Raw genomic sequence first — 14,817 nt, forward strand, 5'->3', positions numbered from 1 at the left:
CACGTCGGCCGGGTCACACGAGGCGTCAGGACTCCGCGGAGATGAAGCGAGCGGCGCGCACTCCCTCCGGATCGCCGGGCCCGCCAAAGCCGACATTGATGTCGCGATGGCTGTCGTCCGGCGCCACGGCGACCTCGGCCCGGCCGCCGGCGCGGACCAGAGCCTCGGCCAGGGCCCGGCTGTGGGCGGCGGAATCCTGACGGCGGCCAATGTGGAAGATCAGGTACGGCGGATAGGCCCGGCCGGATTCGACCCGCAGCGTCGGTGACAACGCCGCGGCGTCGGCGCCGAAGGCCTGTTCGTATCTCCGGTCCAGCGCGCGCCCGACGATCCCGGGACCTCGATCGCCCGTGGCGTCATAACCGGCCCCGTCCAGCAGTATGACCCCCGCGATATCGGCCGGGGCCAGCCCATGCGCACCCAGATAGACGGGATCGACGCCGACCAGGGCGGCGAGGTGCGCGCCCGCCGAATGGCCCAGCAGGAACAGGGGGCGACCCGGCAGGTCCCGCTTCAGCCGGGCGACGGCGGCGGCGACATCCTCGGCCGCCTCCCGCGCACTGACCTCCGGGACCAGCCGGTAGGAGGTCGAGGCCAGCGTCAGCCCGTGCCGGGTCGCGTAGGCCGGCAGATCATGGACCATGCTCCGCTCGCCCCGGCTCCAGCCGCCACCGTGCACGAACAGCAGGACGGGCCCGCTCTCGGCGCCGGGATAGAGGTCCAGCGTCTGAAGCGGATGGCTTCCGAAGGAGACCGCGCGCGCCGTGGCCGCGGCGCGCTGGGCGAGAACCGGGGACGGCGCCAGGCCAGCGGCGAGGGCGAGAGTCAGAAGCGCGCGGCGGGAGGTAAGCATGGGCGGGCTCCTTCAGGCTTGGCCTTGCGTGATCTTTCACGGCGGCGAGGCGATGTTCCGTCGCTCACCCGCCCGGCCCGGGTCGACACGAGAGCCGCCCGGACTGTCGTGCGTTCTTGAACCGCCGGCCGCGGCGCTTTATTGCGACCCCAACCAAGGAGCGTTTCCATGCTGGCCCTCTACATCATTCTCGGCTTCGTCGCGGTTCTCGCGGCCATCAACTTCATCGAGTTCGGCCGGGTTGACTGAGATTCCGGCCCGTCGGGGCGCCGCCCTCGTCACCGGCGGGGCCCGGCGGATCGGCCGGGCGATCTGTCTCGAACTGGCGGCGGCGGGTTTCGACGTGGCCGTCCATCATCGTGATTCCGGGGACGAGGCCGCCGGCGTGGCGGGCGAGATCGAGGCCCTGGGTCGGCGCGCCGTCGCCCTGCCCGCCGATCTGACCGATGTGGTCGCGGTCCATGAACTGGTCGACCGCGCGGCCGGGGCGCTGGGACCATTGTCGGTTCTGGTCAACAACGCCTCGGTGTTCGAGGACGACCGGCTGGACACCATCACCGGCGAGAGCTGGAACGACCATATCGACACCAACCTGCGCGCGCCGGTGCTGCTGGCCCAGGTGTTCGCGCGGCAGGCGCCGGACGGCGCGGCCATCGTCAACATCCTCGACCAGCGGGTGCTGAAGCCGGACCCGCGATTCTTTTCCTACAGCCTGTCCAAGGCGGCGCTGTGGTTCGCCACCCGGACCATGGCCCAAGCCCTGGCGCCGCGCATCCGGGTCAACGGCGTGGGGCCCGGACCGACCTTGCCGTCGGTGCACCAGACGGCCGAAGAGTTCGCCGCCGAGGCCGGGGCCGTGCCGCTGCAGCGGGCGGGCAGTCCCGGAGCCGTGGCCGCCGCCGTGCGCTGGCTGGTGGACGCCGAACTGGTGACGGGCCAGATGATCGCCGTCGACGGGGGCCAGCATCTGGCCTGGCGAACCCCGGACATCGTGGAGTAAGCCTTGACCGTCTCCCCCCTGCCCTTCTCCGGCGCTTCGGCGGCCGGCGACGCGCCCCGCCGCGAGGGCCTGACCGTGTTCGTGCGGGGCCTGACGGTCCAGGCCGGAATCGGCGTGCACGACCACGAGCTGGGCCGGCTGCAGACCCTGATCATCGACGTGACGCTGGACCTGACTCCCGCGCCGGTCGAACGGCTGTCGGACACCGTCAACTACGAGACGGTGGCCCGGGGGGCGTTGGCCATCGCGGCCGAGGGCCATGTCGGACTGGTCGAGACCTTCGCCGAACGACTGGCCCTGGCGTGTCTGGAAGACGGTCGGGTGCGGCGCTGCTCGGTGCGGATCGAGAAGCCCGGCGCGCTGGAGGGCGCCGCCGCGGCCGGATGCGAGGTCGTGCTGGCGCGCTGAGCCTGCGGCGCCTGGGCGGTTGCGCGGGCGGCGGGGGGCCGTCATACCTTGGACCGGACTGAAGGATATCCGATGGCCGAAGCCGGCGATCCCACGAACGCGGACGACCACGACGACGACCTGATCGGCTTCGCCTCTCCGGCGTCGCTGGAGGGGCGCATGCGCGCGCCGGAACCGGAACCGACGTTCGAGCCGGATCCGCGACCTGAGCCTGATCCCGAACCGGAGTTCGCGTTCGAACCGGAGCCGCGCCCTGAGCCCGAGCCTGAACCTGAGCCCGAACTGTTCGAAACGGTCGAGGACGCGCCGCCGCCCGGGCCGACGCCGGTGGAGGCCGGTTCCGTCTTCCAGTCCTCGCGGGAGTTTTCGACCCGTTCGCGGCGGCGCGACCAGCCCGCCGCCGTGCCGGGCGGCGGCATGGGGCTGTACGCCGTCTACGCCCTGATCCTGTTCGCCGTGCCGACGCTGGGCGTGTCCGCGGCGATCGGCCTTTTCGCGGTCACCGGGCGGGCGGGGCCGGACGACGACCTGTCGTCCTCGCATTTCATCTACCAGCAGCGCACCCTGTGGGCGGCGGCCGTCGCGGCGGTGGCGGGATTGATCCTGATGGCCGCCCCCTTCGCCCTCGGGGTGCCGATCCTGTTCCTTCTGGCCCTGTGGATGGTGCTTCGCGGCGCTTCGGGCGTTTGGGCCCTGAAGTCCGGCCGCGCGATCGCAGATCCGCTCGGCTGGTGGATCTGACGGAGAGACCGCATGGCCGACGCGACGCCCGAAAGAACCGAGGGGCCGCGCTTCGCGCCAGGTCATGAATCGCAGGGCAAGCCGGCGGCGCTGATCGCCTGGGGCCTGTACATCCTGTCCCTGCCCAGCGCCAACCTGCTGGTCATCGTCGGCCTGATCGTCGCCTATGCCGGACGGAGCGGGTCCGACGGCCTGTCGCGGGCCCATATCGACGCCCAGATCGGTCTTTTCTGGTCGGTGTTCTGGTGGACCATCCTGCTCTGGGTCGGGTTCTGGGCCTGCGTGGTCGGCGTGTTCACGGCGCCGGCCCTTGGCGTGGCGCTGGTCCCCCTGGCGGTCCTCCTGCTGCTGGCGCTGCTGTTCCTGACGGTCTGGTTCACGATCAAGAGCATCATCGGTCTGATCAACCTGCTGGGCGATCGCGCGCCCTGAGCCTCGTCTGTGGCGGTGGAGCGACACCGGCGAGGATGTTCGAGGTTATCCGGTTCGACGAGGAACGGCAGGACAAGCAAGGAGTTGGCGACTATGTCCGTTCGCCGACATACCTCCAGGAGCCTCCCGTGACCGATTTTCGCGACGTCCGCGCCGAGCAGCGTTTCGAGCAGGGTTTCACGGACGACGAGGGCGTGCTGCGCACCGTGTTCGCCGACTATGCCGTGCAGGGAACGACGCGGGTGATCCTGCACGTCGAGGCCCATCCCGCCCTGCGCGGATCGGGGGCGGCGGGACGCTTCATGCAGTCGCTGGCGGACCATGCGCGGGCGGAGGGCCTGAAACTCCAGCCCCGATGCAGCTACGCCGTGGCCTGGCTCAAGCGGCATCGCGAGTTCGAGGATCTGGCGGCCTGAGGTTCCGGCGGGCCGCGCTTAAAAGGCTCCGCCTTTTCGACCCGACGCGGCCTGACTTCCGGCGGGCCGCGCTCAAAAGGCTCCGCCTTTTCGACCCGACGCGGCCTATCCCCCACCGTAGCCGCCGATGATCGGCAGGATCTCGCCGGTGATGTAGCTCGACATCTGGGGCGAGGCGAGGAAGACGAAGGCCGGCGCGATCTCCTCGGGCTGGGCCGGGCGCTTCATCACCGTCTTCGAGCCGAATTTGGCGACCTTGTCGGCCTGCTGGTCGGCGGGGTTCAGCGGCGTCCAGACCGGGCCCGGCGCGACCACGTTCACGCGGATTCCCTTGGGCGCCAGGTGCGTACCCAGCGAACGGGCGAAGGCGTGGATGCCGCCCTTGGTCATCGAATAGTCGAGCAGGTTCCTGTTGCCCTCGATGCCGGTGACCGAGCCGGTCATGACGATCGAGCCGCCCGGCTTCAGGTGCGGAACCGCCGCCTTCACCAGGTTGAAATAGCCGTAGAGATTGGTCTTCAGCGTGCGGTCGAAATGCTCGAAGGTCAGATCCTCGAGCGCCTCGACATGTTCCTGGAAGGCGGCGTTGGGCACGATCACGTCGAGGCGGCCGAAGGCGTCCAGCGTCGCCCTGACGGCGGCCTCGGAAAAGGCGGGGTCGGCGACGTCGCCCTTCAGCACGATGGCCCTGCGGCCCTCGGCCTCGACGGCGGCTTTCGTGGCGGCCGCGTCCCGTTCCTCGTCGAGATGGCAGAGGGCGACGTCGCAGCCCTCGCGGGCGAACAGGACGGCGACGGCGCGACCGATGCCGGAGTCGCCGCCGGTGATGATGGCCGCCATGCCCTCCAGCTTGCCCGAGCCCTTCCAGAAAGGCGCGTCATACATGGGCGCCGGATCCAGCGCGGCCTCGTCGCCGGGCTTGGTCTGATGCTGTTTCGGGAAGGGCGGCTCGGGGTATTCGCGGGCCCCGGCCTGGACCGCCTTTTCGGACTCATCGCCGCCCGCGCCGGCTTTCGCATCGATTCCGGCCTGAATCTTCCGCTCCTGATCGGCGATCTTCCCGGCGCGGGGTTCGAAACGGTCGTCCATGGCGGCCTCCAATCTCAGGATTGATGGAAAAGCCGATGGAGCGGGCAAGCGTTCCCGTTGGCGTCATCCTGGGCTACGTCCCGGGCCAGCCGGGTGCGGCTGTCCCGGACTGAAGAGACGTTGCGAACGCTGGAGGGCGGAGATGGGCAAGGTTGATCTCAAGCAGGTCCACAAGGACCTCTATACGGCGCCGAAGGATCGGTTCGCCTTCGTCGAGCCGCCGCCTTTGACCTATCTGATGGTCGACGGCGAAGGCGATCCGAACACGGCGCCCGCCTATGCGGAAGCGGTCGAGGCCCTCTATGGCGTCGCCTACGCCCTGAAGTTCGCCAGCAAGGCCGTCGGCCGGGACTATGTCGTGCCGCCACTCGAGGGGCTGTGGTGGGCCGACGACATGGCGGCCTTCCGGCAGCGCGCCAAGGGCAAATGGCGCTGGACGATGATGATGCTGCAGCCGGACTGGATCTCCGCGGACCAGGTCAGGGCGGCGGTCGCGAAAGCCGGGCTCAAGAACCCGACGGCCGCGCTGTCGCGTCTGCGCTCCGAACGGCTCGAGGAAGGCCGCTGCGTGCAGGTTCTGCATGTCGGTCCCTATGACGGGGAAGGCCCGATCCTGGCGCGGCTACATGATGAATTCCTGCCCGGGCAGGGGCTGGTCCCCGTCGGCAGGCATCACGAAATCTATCTCGGCGATCCGCGGAAGGCGGCGCCGGAGAAGCTGAGGACCATCCTCCGCCAGCCGGTGCGCGCCGCCTGACGCCGATGGAGCGCACCGGCGTTCCCGTGCATTGTGATGTTCGACGACAAGGAACGCCGCCATGCCAGACATCGACCTGTCCGCCGTGGGCGCCGCCGCGGGACCGCTGCAGACCTGGGTGCTGCCCGCCCTGCTGGGACTGGGGCTGGCCTCGGCCACGGGCCTGCGCACCTTCCTGCCGCTGCTGATGCTGGCGCTGGCGGCGCGGTTCGAAATGTTCGGCGTTCGCCTGATCGATCAGATGGACTGGCTGGTCTCCTGGCCCGCCATAGCGGCGCTGGGGACCGCGACCGTGGCCGAATTCCTGGGAGACAAGGTCCCGGCCATCGATCACGGACTGAACGCCATCGGCTATGTCACCCGGCCGGTCGCCGGCGCCATAGCGGCGGGCAGCGTGTTCTGGAACGTGGATCCGGCGGCGGCGGCCGTCGCCGGCCTGATCGTCGGGGCGCCGGCGGCCCTGGCCTTCAACGCGGCGCAGACGGGGGTGCGTGTCGGATCGACGGCCGCCACCGGCGGACTGGGCAATCCGCTGGTGTCGTTGATCGAGGACGTGCTGGCGGCGCTGACCGTGATCGTCGCCTTCCTGGCGCCGATCGTCATACCCTTGGTGCTGCTGATCCTGATCGTGGTGGTGTTCCGGCTGGCGCGGCGGATCCGCGACCGGCGAGAGACCCGGGCCGCCTGATCAGAGGACGCGGCTGACGATGGCCTTCAGGGTCTCGGCCTTCGACGGCAGGTCCGCGGCGAGGCGGCCGGCCAATTCCCGGGCCCCGACCGGATAGGCGTCGCCGCCGTCCGCGATCTCCCTCGCCATGACGGAAGCCTGCATCAGCACCTTCTCGAGCGCCTCGACCTGTTCGACGGCCAGGGCGCGCGCTTCGAGCTGAAGCCGCCGGACCCGTTCGGTCGTGGTCTCCGGGGTGCGCATCAGGTCGTAGATTTCGGCCTCGGCCGGGACGAGGCGCAGATCGGGCTTGGCGGGCGGACTCTTGGGCATGGACCAGTCTCCTGCCCGGACCAATGCGAAGCGCCGCCGCGGCGTTCCCCCGACGGGCGAACCGGCTGTGGGTCGTTGCGGCGGTGTGGCCGCGGAATCACAGGCCCGGATCAGGCCGCCTCGCCCCGGAGCTCGTGACGGGCTTCGGCCTCGCGGACCGCGTCGACCGCGCGATCGACCACCTCCAGCCCCGCGCCCGGGCCGATGGACTCGACCGTCAGGATGCGGCGGAAGGCGCGTGCCCCCGGGCGCCCGTGCATGAGCCCAAGCATATGCCGCGTCATGGCCGGCAGGTGGACGCCCTCGGCCAGCCGCGCGGCCATGTAGGGACGATAGCGGTCGATCGCCTGGTAAGCGTCCACGTCCGGCGTCGCCGCGCCGAACAGGCGCCGGTCGGCCTGACCGAGGATGGCCGGTTCGTGATAGGCGGCGCGGCCCAGCATGACCCCGTCCAGCCGCACGCCGTCGCTGTCGTCCAGGTGGGCTTCGGCCTCATCCAGCGAGGCGACGCCGCCGTTGAGGGTGACGCTGAGATGCGGCCGCTCGCGCTTGAGCCGCCGCACCAGGCCGTAGTCGAGCGGCGGAACGTCGCGGTTTTCCTTCGGGGACAGGCCTTTCAGCCAGGCCATGCGGGCGTGGACGATGAAGACCTCGATCCCGACGGCGGCGCAGGCGTCGACCGTGGCGAACAGCGACACCTGCGGATCCTGGTCGTCGACGCCGATGCGGCATTTGACCGTGGCGGGGACCGACACCGCCTCGCGGATGGCGGCCATGCAGTCGGCGACCAGTCCAGGCTCGCGCATCAGGCAGGCGCCGAACCGGCCCGACTGGACCCGGTCGGACGGGCAGCCGACGTTCAGATTGATCTCGTCATAGCCGAACGCTTCCCCGATCCGGGCGGCCTCGGCCAGCTGGACCGGGTCGGAGCCGCCGAGCTGGAGCGCGACAGGGTGTTCGACGGCGTCGAAGCCCAGCAGGCGGTCCCGATCGCCGTGAACGACGGCGGGGGCGGTGACCATCTCCGTATAGAGCAGGGTTTCCGCCGTCAGGGCGCGATGGAACGCCCGGCAGTGCCGGTCGGTCCAGTCCATCATGGGTGCGATCGAGAGGCGGCGGTTCATGGCGCGGGGCTTCTACACCGAAAGGCGTCTCCTGCGCCAACGATGGAACCCGCTCCCTTCCAGGCGGTTTTCCCGGCCACAAGGAGGAACCCCATGATCAGACCGCTTCTCGCCGGCGCCGCCTGTCTCGCCCTGCTGGCCGCCTGCAACCAGGAACGCAGCCCCGAGGCTGTCGACAAGGCCCAGGACATGGCCGCCGGACCGGTGGGCCAGACCTCGGCCGCGACCATGGGCGCCAATATGCAGTCGGCCTATATCCCGAGCGCGGCCATCGGCGACATGTACGAGATCGCCGCGGCCGACATCGCCCTGCAACGTTCGCAGAACGCCCGCGTCCGCGAACTCGCGACCATGCTCAAGACCGACCACGCCGCCGCGTCCAACGCCTTCAAGGCCCTGTTGCCGCAAGCCGCGCCCGGGGCCGCGGTTCCGGCCGAGCTGGACGAGCGGCGCCAGGGCCTCATCGACAACCTCGGCTCGGCCTCGGCGACGAATTTCGACGCGACCTGGATCGACCAGCAGATCGCGGCCCACAACGAGGCCCTGACCCTGCACCGGGGCTTTTCGAACGAGGATTCCCCACTGGCGGCGCACGCCCGCTCAGTGGTTCCGAAGATCGAGGCCCACCTGCGCATGGCCGAGCAGATCAAGGCCGCCCTCTAGGCCTTCCGTCTTCCGGGTTGGAGCGAGAGAGCCGGCGCCCTCAGGCGTCGGCTTTTTCGTGCGGCTCGTCCTCCTCCAGGGCGTCGGCGGCTTCCTCGTTGAGCGCCTGGCCCTCGCGACGCGGCTTGACGTAGGGCTCCGGCCGGGTGGTGGCGATGTTGCCGCGCATCAGGGCGCGGCCGGCCTGGATTCCCTCGGCGAGCTGCAGGGTGAACCGCTTCTCGTCCCGTCGCCGAACGTCCTCGATCGTCTCGCGCGCCTCTTCGTCCGAAAAACCCAGGTCGATCAGCACCTGGTAGCCGAACACCAGGGCGCTCTCGAAGGTCTCGCGGATCTGGTACTCGACCCCCGCATTGACCAGCCGGATCGAATGCCCGCGGTCGAAGGCGCGCACGAAAAGCTTGGTCAGGGGGAACTCGGCCTTGACCAGTTCGACGATGCGGTCCGCCACCTCGGGCTTGTCGACGCACACCAGAATGGTTTCGGCGTTCCCGGCTCCGGATGCGCGCAGGACATCGAGGCGCGATCCGTCGCCATAGTAGACCTTGAAACCGAAATTGCCGGCGGCCTGGATCATCTCGACGTCCATGTCGATGATGGAGACGTCGACGTCGCGGGCCAGCAGGGGCTGGGACACGACCTGGGCGAAGCGGCCGAAGCCGATGATCAGCACCCGTTCGCGCAGATTGCGGGCGTGGTCGACGCCTTCGGCGTCGTCCGGCGAAAGATCCTCGTCGGGGCGCAGACGGTCGGCCAGCAGAACCCGCAGCGGCGTCAGGGCCATGGAGAGGATGACGATCGCCGACAGGATGGCGGCGGTGCGGGCGTCGAACAGGCCGGCGGCGAAGGCGGTCGAATAGAGGACGAAGGCGAACTCGCCCCCCTCGCCCATCAGGGCCGCGCGCAGCAGGCCCTCGCCATGCTTCTGCCGCAGCCGGGCGACGGCGTAGACCGCGACCATCTTGGCGGTCATGAAGGCGGCCAGTCCGCCCAGCACCCAGGCCCAGTCGGCGACCACCACGCGCAGATCCAGCGACATGCCGACGCTGAGGAAGAACAGGCCCAGCAGCAGGCCGCGGAACGGCTCGACGTCGGCCTCCAGCTGGTGGCGGAAGGTCGATTCCGACAGCAGGACGCCGGCCAGGAAGGCGCCCATGGCCATGGACAGCCCGCCCAGGTTCATGGCGTAGGCGGCGCCCAGGACGACGAACAGGGCGCCCATGGTCATGACCTCGCGGCCGCCGTAGCGGGCCAGCAGGCGGAAGAAGGGGTTCACCACCCAGCGGCCGGCGGCGTAGACCCCCGCCACGGCGGCGATGGCCAGGCCGATGGTCAACCAGATGGGATGGCCGGTCCCGACCGCAGAGCCATAGGTCCCGGCCAGAACCGCGACCAGGGCCAGCAGCGGCACGATGGCCAGATCCTCGAACAGCAGGACGGAGACCACGCGCTGGCCCGCCGGCTCGGCGTTCTCGTTGCGCTCTTCCAGCAGCTGCATGACGATGGCCGTCGACGACAGGGCGAAGCCGAAACCGGCGATCAGGGCGGCGGGCCAGGCGAGACCGGCCGCCATGGCGAGGCCGCTCAGCAGCAGGGCGCAGGCCAGAACCTGGACCGCGCCAAGACCGAAGATTTCCTTGCGCAGACTCCACAATCGCGCGGGCCGCATCTCCAGGCCGATGATGAACAGGAACATGACGACGCCGAATTCGGCGACGTGGAGCACCGACTCGGGATCGTTCACCACCCCCAGCACCGAGGGGCCGATCAGCAGGCCGGCGGCCAGATAACCGAGCACGGCGCCGAGGCCGAAGCGGCGGAACAGGGTGGCGGCCACGACCATGGCGGCCAGCAGGGCCACCGCGTGGCCCAGTCCCATGCTGGTCGTCTCGTGCATGCGGGTCCCCTGTCGTGCGTCGGACGGATAGTGGGGGGTGACGCCTCGCGGCGCCAGCCCGACGCCGTCAGACTCCGTCAGCCCGGAGCGCCACAGTTTCGCCCGACGCCGGCCGGCCTCATCGGTCATATCAACAAGGGGAGATGCGCCGATGACGACCCTTCCGCTGAAACAGGCCATGGCCGGGGTATTGAGCCTCGCCCTGGCCGTACCGATGGCCCCCCTGCCCGTGCGGGCGCAGAGCGTCGACCCCGACAAGCCGTCGGACGGCGCGGTATCACCCGCCGCCTGCCGCGTGTTCGGCTTCACCCTGCCGCAGGAGCGCAACGCCAACTATGGCGTGGGCGGCGGCGGGACCGCCCGGGCCCATGCCGGCGCGCCGCCGGCCTATGCCCCGCCGATGCCCCCGCCTCCTCCGCCTCCGCCTCCGCCTCCTCCCCCGCCGCCGCCCCTGCTGCATGCGCCCGCGCCCATGTCGGCGGCCGACGCCAGGGCGCTGAACGAGGTCGTGGTCTCCGGGTCGCGCGCGCCAGCGCCCTCGCCCGGCGTCATCGCCCCGCCGCGACCGACCGACACCGAACGCTATCCGGACGCCACGCCCAATCCCGTGCGCCGCGTGGCCGACGAACCGGTCTCGACCTTTTCGATCGACGTCGACACGGCCAGCTACGCCAATGTGCGCCGCTTCATCGACGACGGCCGCGCGCCGCCGGCCGACGCGGTGCGGGTCGAGGAGCTGATCAACTATTTCGATTACGGCTATGAGCGGCCGACCTCGGCGACGCAGCCGTTCGCCATCACCACGGCGGTCACGGCCTCGCCCTGGGCGCCGGGACGGCAGATCGTCCATGTCGGACTGCAGGGCTACGAACTGCCCGAGGGCGAGCGGCGGCCGCTGAACCTGACCTTCCTGGTCGACGTCTCGGGCTCGATGGACAGCCCCGACAAGCTGGCCCTGGCGCAGAAGGCGATGAACCTGATCATCGACCGGCTGCGGCCGCAGGATACGGCGGCGGTGACCTTCTACGCCGAGGGAGCGGGCACGCGCCTGGCCCCGACGCCGGGCGACCAGAAGCTGAAGCTGCGTTGCGCGGTGGCCAGCCTGTACGCCTCGGGCGGCACGGCCGGGGCGACCGGCATGACCAACGCCTATCAGCAGGCCGAGGCCAGCTTCGCCCGCGACCGGGTCAACCGCATCCTGATGTTCACCGACGGCGACTTCAACGTCGGCGTCACCGACAACATGCGGCTGGAGGACTATGTCGCCGCCAAGCGGGAAACCGGGGTCTATCTGTCAGTCTACGGCTTCGGGCGCGGCAACTATCAGGACGCGCGGATGCAGACGATCGCCCAGGCCGGCAACGGGACGGCGGCCTATGTCGACGACCTGAACGAAGCGCGGCGGCTGTTCGGCCCGGCGTTCGATCGCGGGGCTTTCCCCATCGCCGACGACGTCAAGATCCAGGTGGAGTTCAATCCGGCGCGCGTCAGCGAGTACCGGCTGATCGGCTATGAGACCCGGCTGCTGAACGAGGCGGACTTCAACAACGACCGCGTCGACGCCGGCGAGGTCGGGTCGGGCGCCTCGGTGACGGCCCTTTACGAAATCACTCCGGTCGGCGGGCCCAGCCAGATGGGCGATCGGCGCTATCCCGAGAACCGCAACAGCCTCAGCGTCGGCGGCGGCGATCCGGACGGCGAGGTCGGCTTCGTCCAGGTGCGCTACAAACTGCCGGGCGAGGCGGAGTCGCGGCTGATGCAGCGGGTGGCGTCCAACGCCGACCGGCCGACGATGCGAAACGGCGACTGGACCGGCCCCGAAAGCACCCGCTGGGCGCTGGCCGTCGCCGCCTTCGGCCAGAGGTTGCGCGGCGATCCGTGGATGCCGGCGGAGTACGGCTGGGACGACATCCTAGAACAGGCGCAGGGCGCGCGCGGCGACGATCCCTATGGCGAGCGGGCCGAGTTCGTGCAACTGGTCCGGGCGGCGCAGGGATTGCCGGCGCGGGCGGCGCCGTAGCCGATTTCCGCCATCCCGGCGCGCCCGTGATCTGGCGCGCCGGGAGACTCCCGCTAGGCTGATCGGGTGACTGACACCTTTTCCCTCAAGACCGCCCGCCGCATCGTCCTGGCTGCGCAGGGGTTCGGCCGCGCGCACCCCGCCGCGCCGGGCCGCAGCCAGGTCCGCGCTGTCGCGCGCCGTCTGGGCGTGATCCAGATCGACAGCGTCAACGTGGTGACGCGGACCCACTATCTGCCGGCCTTCTCGCGGCTGGGCGACTATCCGCGCGAGGCGCTGGAGGCGGAGGCCTGGGGGGCGCGGCGCGGATTGTTCGAATACTGGGGCCACGAGGCGTCGCTGCTGCCGCTGGAGAGCCAGCCGCTGTTGCGCTGGCGGATGGAGCGGGCGCGGGGCGGGGCCATGTGGACCGGCCTGTCGCGGTTCGGGCGCGAGAAGCGCGACTATATCGACGGGGTGCTGGCCGAGATCGAGCGGCGCGGGCCGGTGACGGGGGCGGACTTCGCGGAAGGCCCGCGCGGGGCGCCCGGCTGGTGGTCGTGGTCGGACGGCAAGCGGGCGCTGGAATGGCTGTTCTGGGCCGGGCTGATCACCACGAAGACGCGCAACGGGTTCGAGCGCGTCTATGACCTGACCGAACGCGCCCTGCCCGCCCGCATCGTCGACCTGCCGACGCCCGACGAGGCCGACGCCCAGCGGGAACTGGTCCGCATCTCGGCGCGGGCCATGGGCGTGGCGACGGCGGCGGACCTGCGGGATTATTTCCGGCTGCCGCTGGCCGATGCGCGCGACCGGATCGCGGAGCTGGTCGAGGCGGGCGAGCTGGCGCCGGTCCCGGTCAAGGGCTGGCGGCAGCCGGCGTATCTGGCCGCCGGAGCGCGGTCGCCGCGCAAGGTGGCGGGCGCCGCCCTGCTGTCGCCGTTCGACAACCTCGTCTGGGCCCGCGATCGGACCGAGCGGCTGTTCGGGGTCAGGGTGCGGCTGGAGATCTACACCCCGGCGCACAAGCGGGCGCACGGCTACTACGTCCTGCCCTTCCTCGAGGACGAGGCGATCACCGCCCGGGTCGATCTGAAGTCCGACCGCAAGGCCGGGCGGCTGCTGGTGCAGGCGGCGTGGCGCGAGCCCGATGCGACGCCGGAGACAGCGGCCCGACTGGGGGAGGAGCTGCAGCGCATGGCGGGATGGCTGGGGCTTGAGGCGGTGGAGGTCGTCGGCAAGGGCGATCTGGCGGGGGCGTTGCAGGCGATCCTCTGACACCGGCTATTTCTGGCGTGGGCTCTCGAGCTCGGCGCCGGCGCAGGCCAGCCGGCCCTCGCGCTGGGCCGCGACCGCCTCCAGCAGGGTGCGGGCGGCGTTGCGGACTTCTTCCTGCACGGCCTCGTCCCGATCCAGTGCGTCATGGCTGGTGGCGTAGGGCTCCCAGTAGCCGATGTAGCGGTCCAGTTCGGCGGTCGGACCGGCGGGCAGCAGCTTCATGAAGCGCAGCCAGTCCGACACCGAGCGCCGCACGTTCCCGGCCCCCTCCACATCGCCGTGGACGATGACCGAAAAGACCCGGCCCTTGAGGTGGCGGGGATAGTCCCAGCCGGCCAGCTCGACCGCCTTGGCCTTCTTCGCGTCCTTGCCTTGGGTCAGGGTCGGGTCCGGATTGCCGCCGTCGGCGCAGACCATCCGGTCGATCATCAGCTTGAGCGGCGAGGAGGTCATGTACCAGTTCACCGGGGTGACGATCATGATCCCGTGGGCGGCGACCCACATCGGATAGATGTCGTTCATCCAGTCGTCGACCTGGCCGAGGCTGTAGTTGGGATAGCAGCTGCACGGCCAGTGGCAGAGGGCCGCGGCGGTGGAGAAGCAGGCCTTGCAGGGATGGATGGTCCGGCCGAATTCGGAGGCCAGACGCGACAGGTCCAGCACCTCGGTCTCGACCCCGTCGGCCTCGAGCACCGCGCGCGCGATCTCGACCAGGCGGAAGCTCTTGGACATCTCGCCCGGGCAGGTGTGTTCGCTGCGCGACGAACCGTTGATCAGCAGGACGCGGGGCGGGCGGCCCTTGTCATCGTGCCGTGCCTGGGCGGCCTCGATCATGGCCCGGGCGGCGATCCAGTCGACGGACAGGTCGTAGTCGGGATCGGCGAACCCGGGCCCGGCCTTCCGCGTCACCGGCGACTTGCGGCCCTGGTCGTAGCCGTCCCAGGCGACCTCCGCGATGCGGTCCAGTTCGGCCCGCAGGTCGTCGAAGGCGGGATCGCGGTAGCGGCTGAGGAAGCGGGCGGTGAAGGCGGTCTTGTCCAGTTGCGGACTCGGCATGCCCTTGCGAGGGTCGGGCGTCTCGACGGGCGGGGCGTCGTCGGCCATGCAGGCGGCTCCAGCCCGGCATGGGCTGGAGCGTCAACGTGAAGCTGCGGCGCGTC

16 protein-coding genes are annotated in these 14,817 nt (G+C 70.4%); 10 read left to right on the forward strand and 6 right to left on the reverse strand.

What is annotated here, in order from left to right; genetic code table 11:
* Positions 1-25 precede the first annotated feature (25 nt).
* On the reverse strand, positions 26-853 hold the full coding sequence (locus Q8Q71_RS13220; protein WP_305760065.1) for an alpha/beta hydrolase: 828 nt from the start codon (positions 851-853) through the stop codon (positions 26-28).
* 241 nt (positions 854-1,094) lie between these two features.
* Between Q8Q71_RS13220 and Q8Q71_RS13225 the strand changes: the two genes are divergently transcribed.
* From Q8Q71_RS13225 to Q8Q71_RS13245, 5 genes are all read left to right on the forward strand, one after another.
* Positions 1,095-1,853 carry an SDR family oxidoreductase gene (locus Q8Q71_RS13225; protein WP_305760066.1) on the forward strand — a complete coding sequence of 253 codons (759 nt, stop codon included), beginning with the start codon at positions 1,095-1,097 and terminating at the stop codon, positions 1,851-1,853.
* A gap of 3 nt (positions 1,854-1,856) precedes the next feature.
* The gene (locus tag Q8Q71_RS13230; RefSeq protein WP_371315963.1) at positions 1,857-2,261 is read left to right on the forward strand and encodes a dihydroneopterin aldolase; all 405 of its coding nucleotides are present in this window, start codon (positions 1,857-1,859) and stop codon (positions 2,259-2,261) included.
* A 72-nt stretch (positions 2,262-2,333) separates the two neighbouring features.
* Positions 2,334-3,002 (forward strand): hypothetical protein, encoded by a 669-nt coding sequence (locus tag Q8Q71_RS13235; protein WP_305760067.1) that lies wholly within the window; start codon positions 2,334-2,336, stop codon positions 3,000-3,002.
* 12 nt (positions 3,003-3,014) lie between these two features.
* Positions 3,015-3,434, forward strand: a complete 420-nt coding sequence (locus Q8Q71_RS13240; protein ID WP_305760068.1) for a hypothetical protein — start codon at positions 3,015-3,017, stop codon at positions 3,432-3,434.
* 128 nt (positions 3,435-3,562) lie between these two features.
* Positions 3,563-3,850: a GNAT family N-acetyltransferase gene (locus tag Q8Q71_RS13245; RefSeq protein ID WP_305760069.1), complete on the forward strand. Its 288-nt coding sequence runs from the start codon at positions 3,563-3,565 to the stop codon at positions 3,848-3,850.
* A 105-nt stretch (positions 3,851-3,955) separates the two neighbouring features.
* On the opposite strand, the gene Q8Q71_RS13250 is transcribed toward Q8Q71_RS13245, so the two are convergent.
* Positions 3,956-4,939: an SDR family oxidoreductase gene (locus Q8Q71_RS13250; protein WP_305760070.1), complete on the reverse strand. Its 984-nt coding sequence runs from the start codon at positions 4,937-4,939 to the stop codon at positions 3,956-3,958.
* A gap of 142 nt (positions 4,940-5,081) precedes the next feature.
* On the opposite strand from Q8Q71_RS13250, the gene Q8Q71_RS13255 reads away from it, so the two are divergent.
* Complete coding sequence (locus Q8Q71_RS13255; RefSeq protein ID WP_305760071.1) at positions 5,082-5,696, forward strand: GyrI-like domain-containing protein; 615 nt, start codon at positions 5,082-5,084, stop codon at positions 5,694-5,696.
* 61 nt (positions 5,697-5,757) lie between these two features.
* Entirely contained in the window at positions 5,758-6,384 is a 627-nt protein-coding gene (locus Q8Q71_RS13260; RefSeq protein WP_305760072.1) for a DUF4126 domain-containing protein, read from the forward strand.
* Here the strand turns inward: Q8Q71_RS13260 and Q8Q71_RS13265 are convergent, their stop codons facing one another.
* Together Q8Q71_RS13265 and dusA are read right to left on the reverse strand one after the other, a co-directional pair.
* Positions 6,385-6,696, reverse strand: a complete 312-nt coding sequence (locus Q8Q71_RS13265) for a hypothetical protein (protein WP_305760073.1) — start codon at positions 6,694-6,696, stop codon at positions 6,385-6,387.
* Positions 6,697-6,806: 110 nt separating this feature from the next.
* A complete protein-coding gene (dusA, locus tag Q8Q71_RS13270; RefSeq protein ID WP_305760074.1) occupies positions 6,807-7,820 on the reverse strand; it encodes a tRNA dihydrouridine(20/20a) synthase DusA in 1,014 nt (337 codons plus the stop codon).
* A gap of 93 nt (positions 7,821-7,913) precedes the next feature.
* Between dusA and Q8Q71_RS13275 the strand changes: the two genes are divergently transcribed.
* A complete protein-coding gene (locus Q8Q71_RS13275; RefSeq protein ID WP_305760075.1) occupies positions 7,914-8,483 on the forward strand; it encodes a DUF4142 domain-containing protein in 570 nt (189 codons plus the stop codon).
* Between the two features lie 40 nt (positions 8,484-8,523).
* Here Q8Q71_RS13275 and Q8Q71_RS13280 read toward each other — a convergent pair whose 3' ends face one another.
* Positions 8,524-10,380, reverse strand: a complete 1,857-nt coding sequence (locus Q8Q71_RS13280) for a monovalent cation:proton antiporter-2 (CPA2) family protein (protein WP_305760076.1) — start codon at positions 10,378-10,380, stop codon at positions 8,524-8,526.
* Positions 10,381-10,531: 151 nt separating this feature from the next.
* Between Q8Q71_RS13280 and Q8Q71_RS13285 the strand changes: the two genes are divergently transcribed.
* Both Q8Q71_RS13285 and Q8Q71_RS13290 read left to right on the forward strand, forming a co-directional pair.
* Complete coding sequence (locus Q8Q71_RS13285; RefSeq protein WP_305760077.1) at positions 10,532-12,400, forward strand: von Willebrand factor type A domain-containing protein; 1,869 nt, start codon at positions 10,532-10,534, stop codon at positions 12,398-12,400.
* A 66-nt stretch (positions 12,401-12,466) separates the two neighbouring features.
* Positions 12,467-13,657, forward strand: coding sequence for a winged helix-turn-helix domain-containing protein (locus Q8Q71_RS13290; RefSeq protein WP_305760078.1), 1,191 nt, complete (start codon positions 12,467-12,469; stop codon positions 13,655-13,657).
* Positions 13,658-13,663: 6 nt separating this feature from the next.
* Here the strand turns inward: Q8Q71_RS13290 and Q8Q71_RS13295 are convergent, their stop codons facing one another.
* Positions 13,664-14,761, reverse strand: coding sequence for a flavodoxin family protein (locus Q8Q71_RS13295; RefSeq protein WP_305760079.1), 1,098 nt, complete (start codon positions 14,759-14,761; stop codon positions 13,664-13,666).
* Positions 14,762-14,817: the final 56 nt, after the last annotated feature.

It is taken from the genome of Brevundimonas sp., from assembly GCF_030704825.1.
Taxonomy (GTDB): domain Bacteria; phylum Pseudomonadota; class Alphaproteobacteria; order Caulobacterales; family Caulobacteraceae; genus Brevundimonas.

Bases quoted from the DNA above. Each gene is read 5' to 3' on its own strand.
- Q8Q71_RS13220 (WP_305760065.1), bottom strand. From the start codon at position 853: ATGCTTACCTCCCGCCGCGCGCTTCTGACTCTCGCCCTCGCCGCTGGC.
- Q8Q71_RS13260 (WP_305760072.1), top strand. From the start codon at position 5,758: ATGCCAGACATCGACCTGTCCGCCGTGGGCGCCGCCGCGGGACCGCTG.
- Q8Q71_RS13235 (WP_305760067.1), top strand. From the start codon at position 2,334: ATGGCCGAAGCCGGCGATCCCACGAACGCGGACGACCACGACGACGAC.
- Q8Q71_RS13240 (WP_305760068.1), top strand. From the start codon at position 3,015: ATGGCCGACGCGACGCCCGAAAGAACCGAGGGGCCGCGCTTCGCGCCA.
- Q8Q71_RS13280 (WP_305760076.1), bottom strand. From the start codon at position 10,380: ATGCACGAGACGACCAGCATGGGACTGGGCCACGCGGTGGCCCTGCTG.
- dusA (WP_305760074.1), bottom strand. From the start codon at position 7,820: ATGAACCGCCGCCTCTCGATCGCACCCATGATGGACTGGACCGACCGG.
- Q8Q71_RS13250 (WP_305760070.1), bottom strand. From the start codon at position 4,939: ATGGACGACCGTTTCGAACCCCGCGCCGGGAAGATCGCCGATCAGGAG.
- Q8Q71_RS13285 (WP_305760077.1), top strand. From the start codon at position 10,532: ATGACGACCCTTCCGCTGAAACAGGCCATGGCCGGGGTATTGAGCCTC.
- Q8Q71_RS13295 (WP_305760079.1), bottom strand. From the start codon at position 14,761: ATGGCCGACGACGCCCCGCCCGTCGAGACGCCCGACCCTCGCAAGGGC.
- Q8Q71_RS13265 (WP_305760073.1), bottom strand. From the start codon at position 6,696: ATGCCCAAGAGTCCGCCCGCCAAGCCCGATCTGCGCCTCGTCCCGGCC.
- Q8Q71_RS13255 (WP_305760071.1), top strand. From the start codon at position 5,082: ATGGGCAAGGTTGATCTCAAGCAGGTCCACAAGGACCTCTATACGGCG.
- Q8Q71_RS13275 (WP_305760075.1), top strand. From the start codon at position 7,914: ATGATCAGACCGCTTCTCGCCGGCGCCGCCTGTCTCGCCCTGCTGGCC.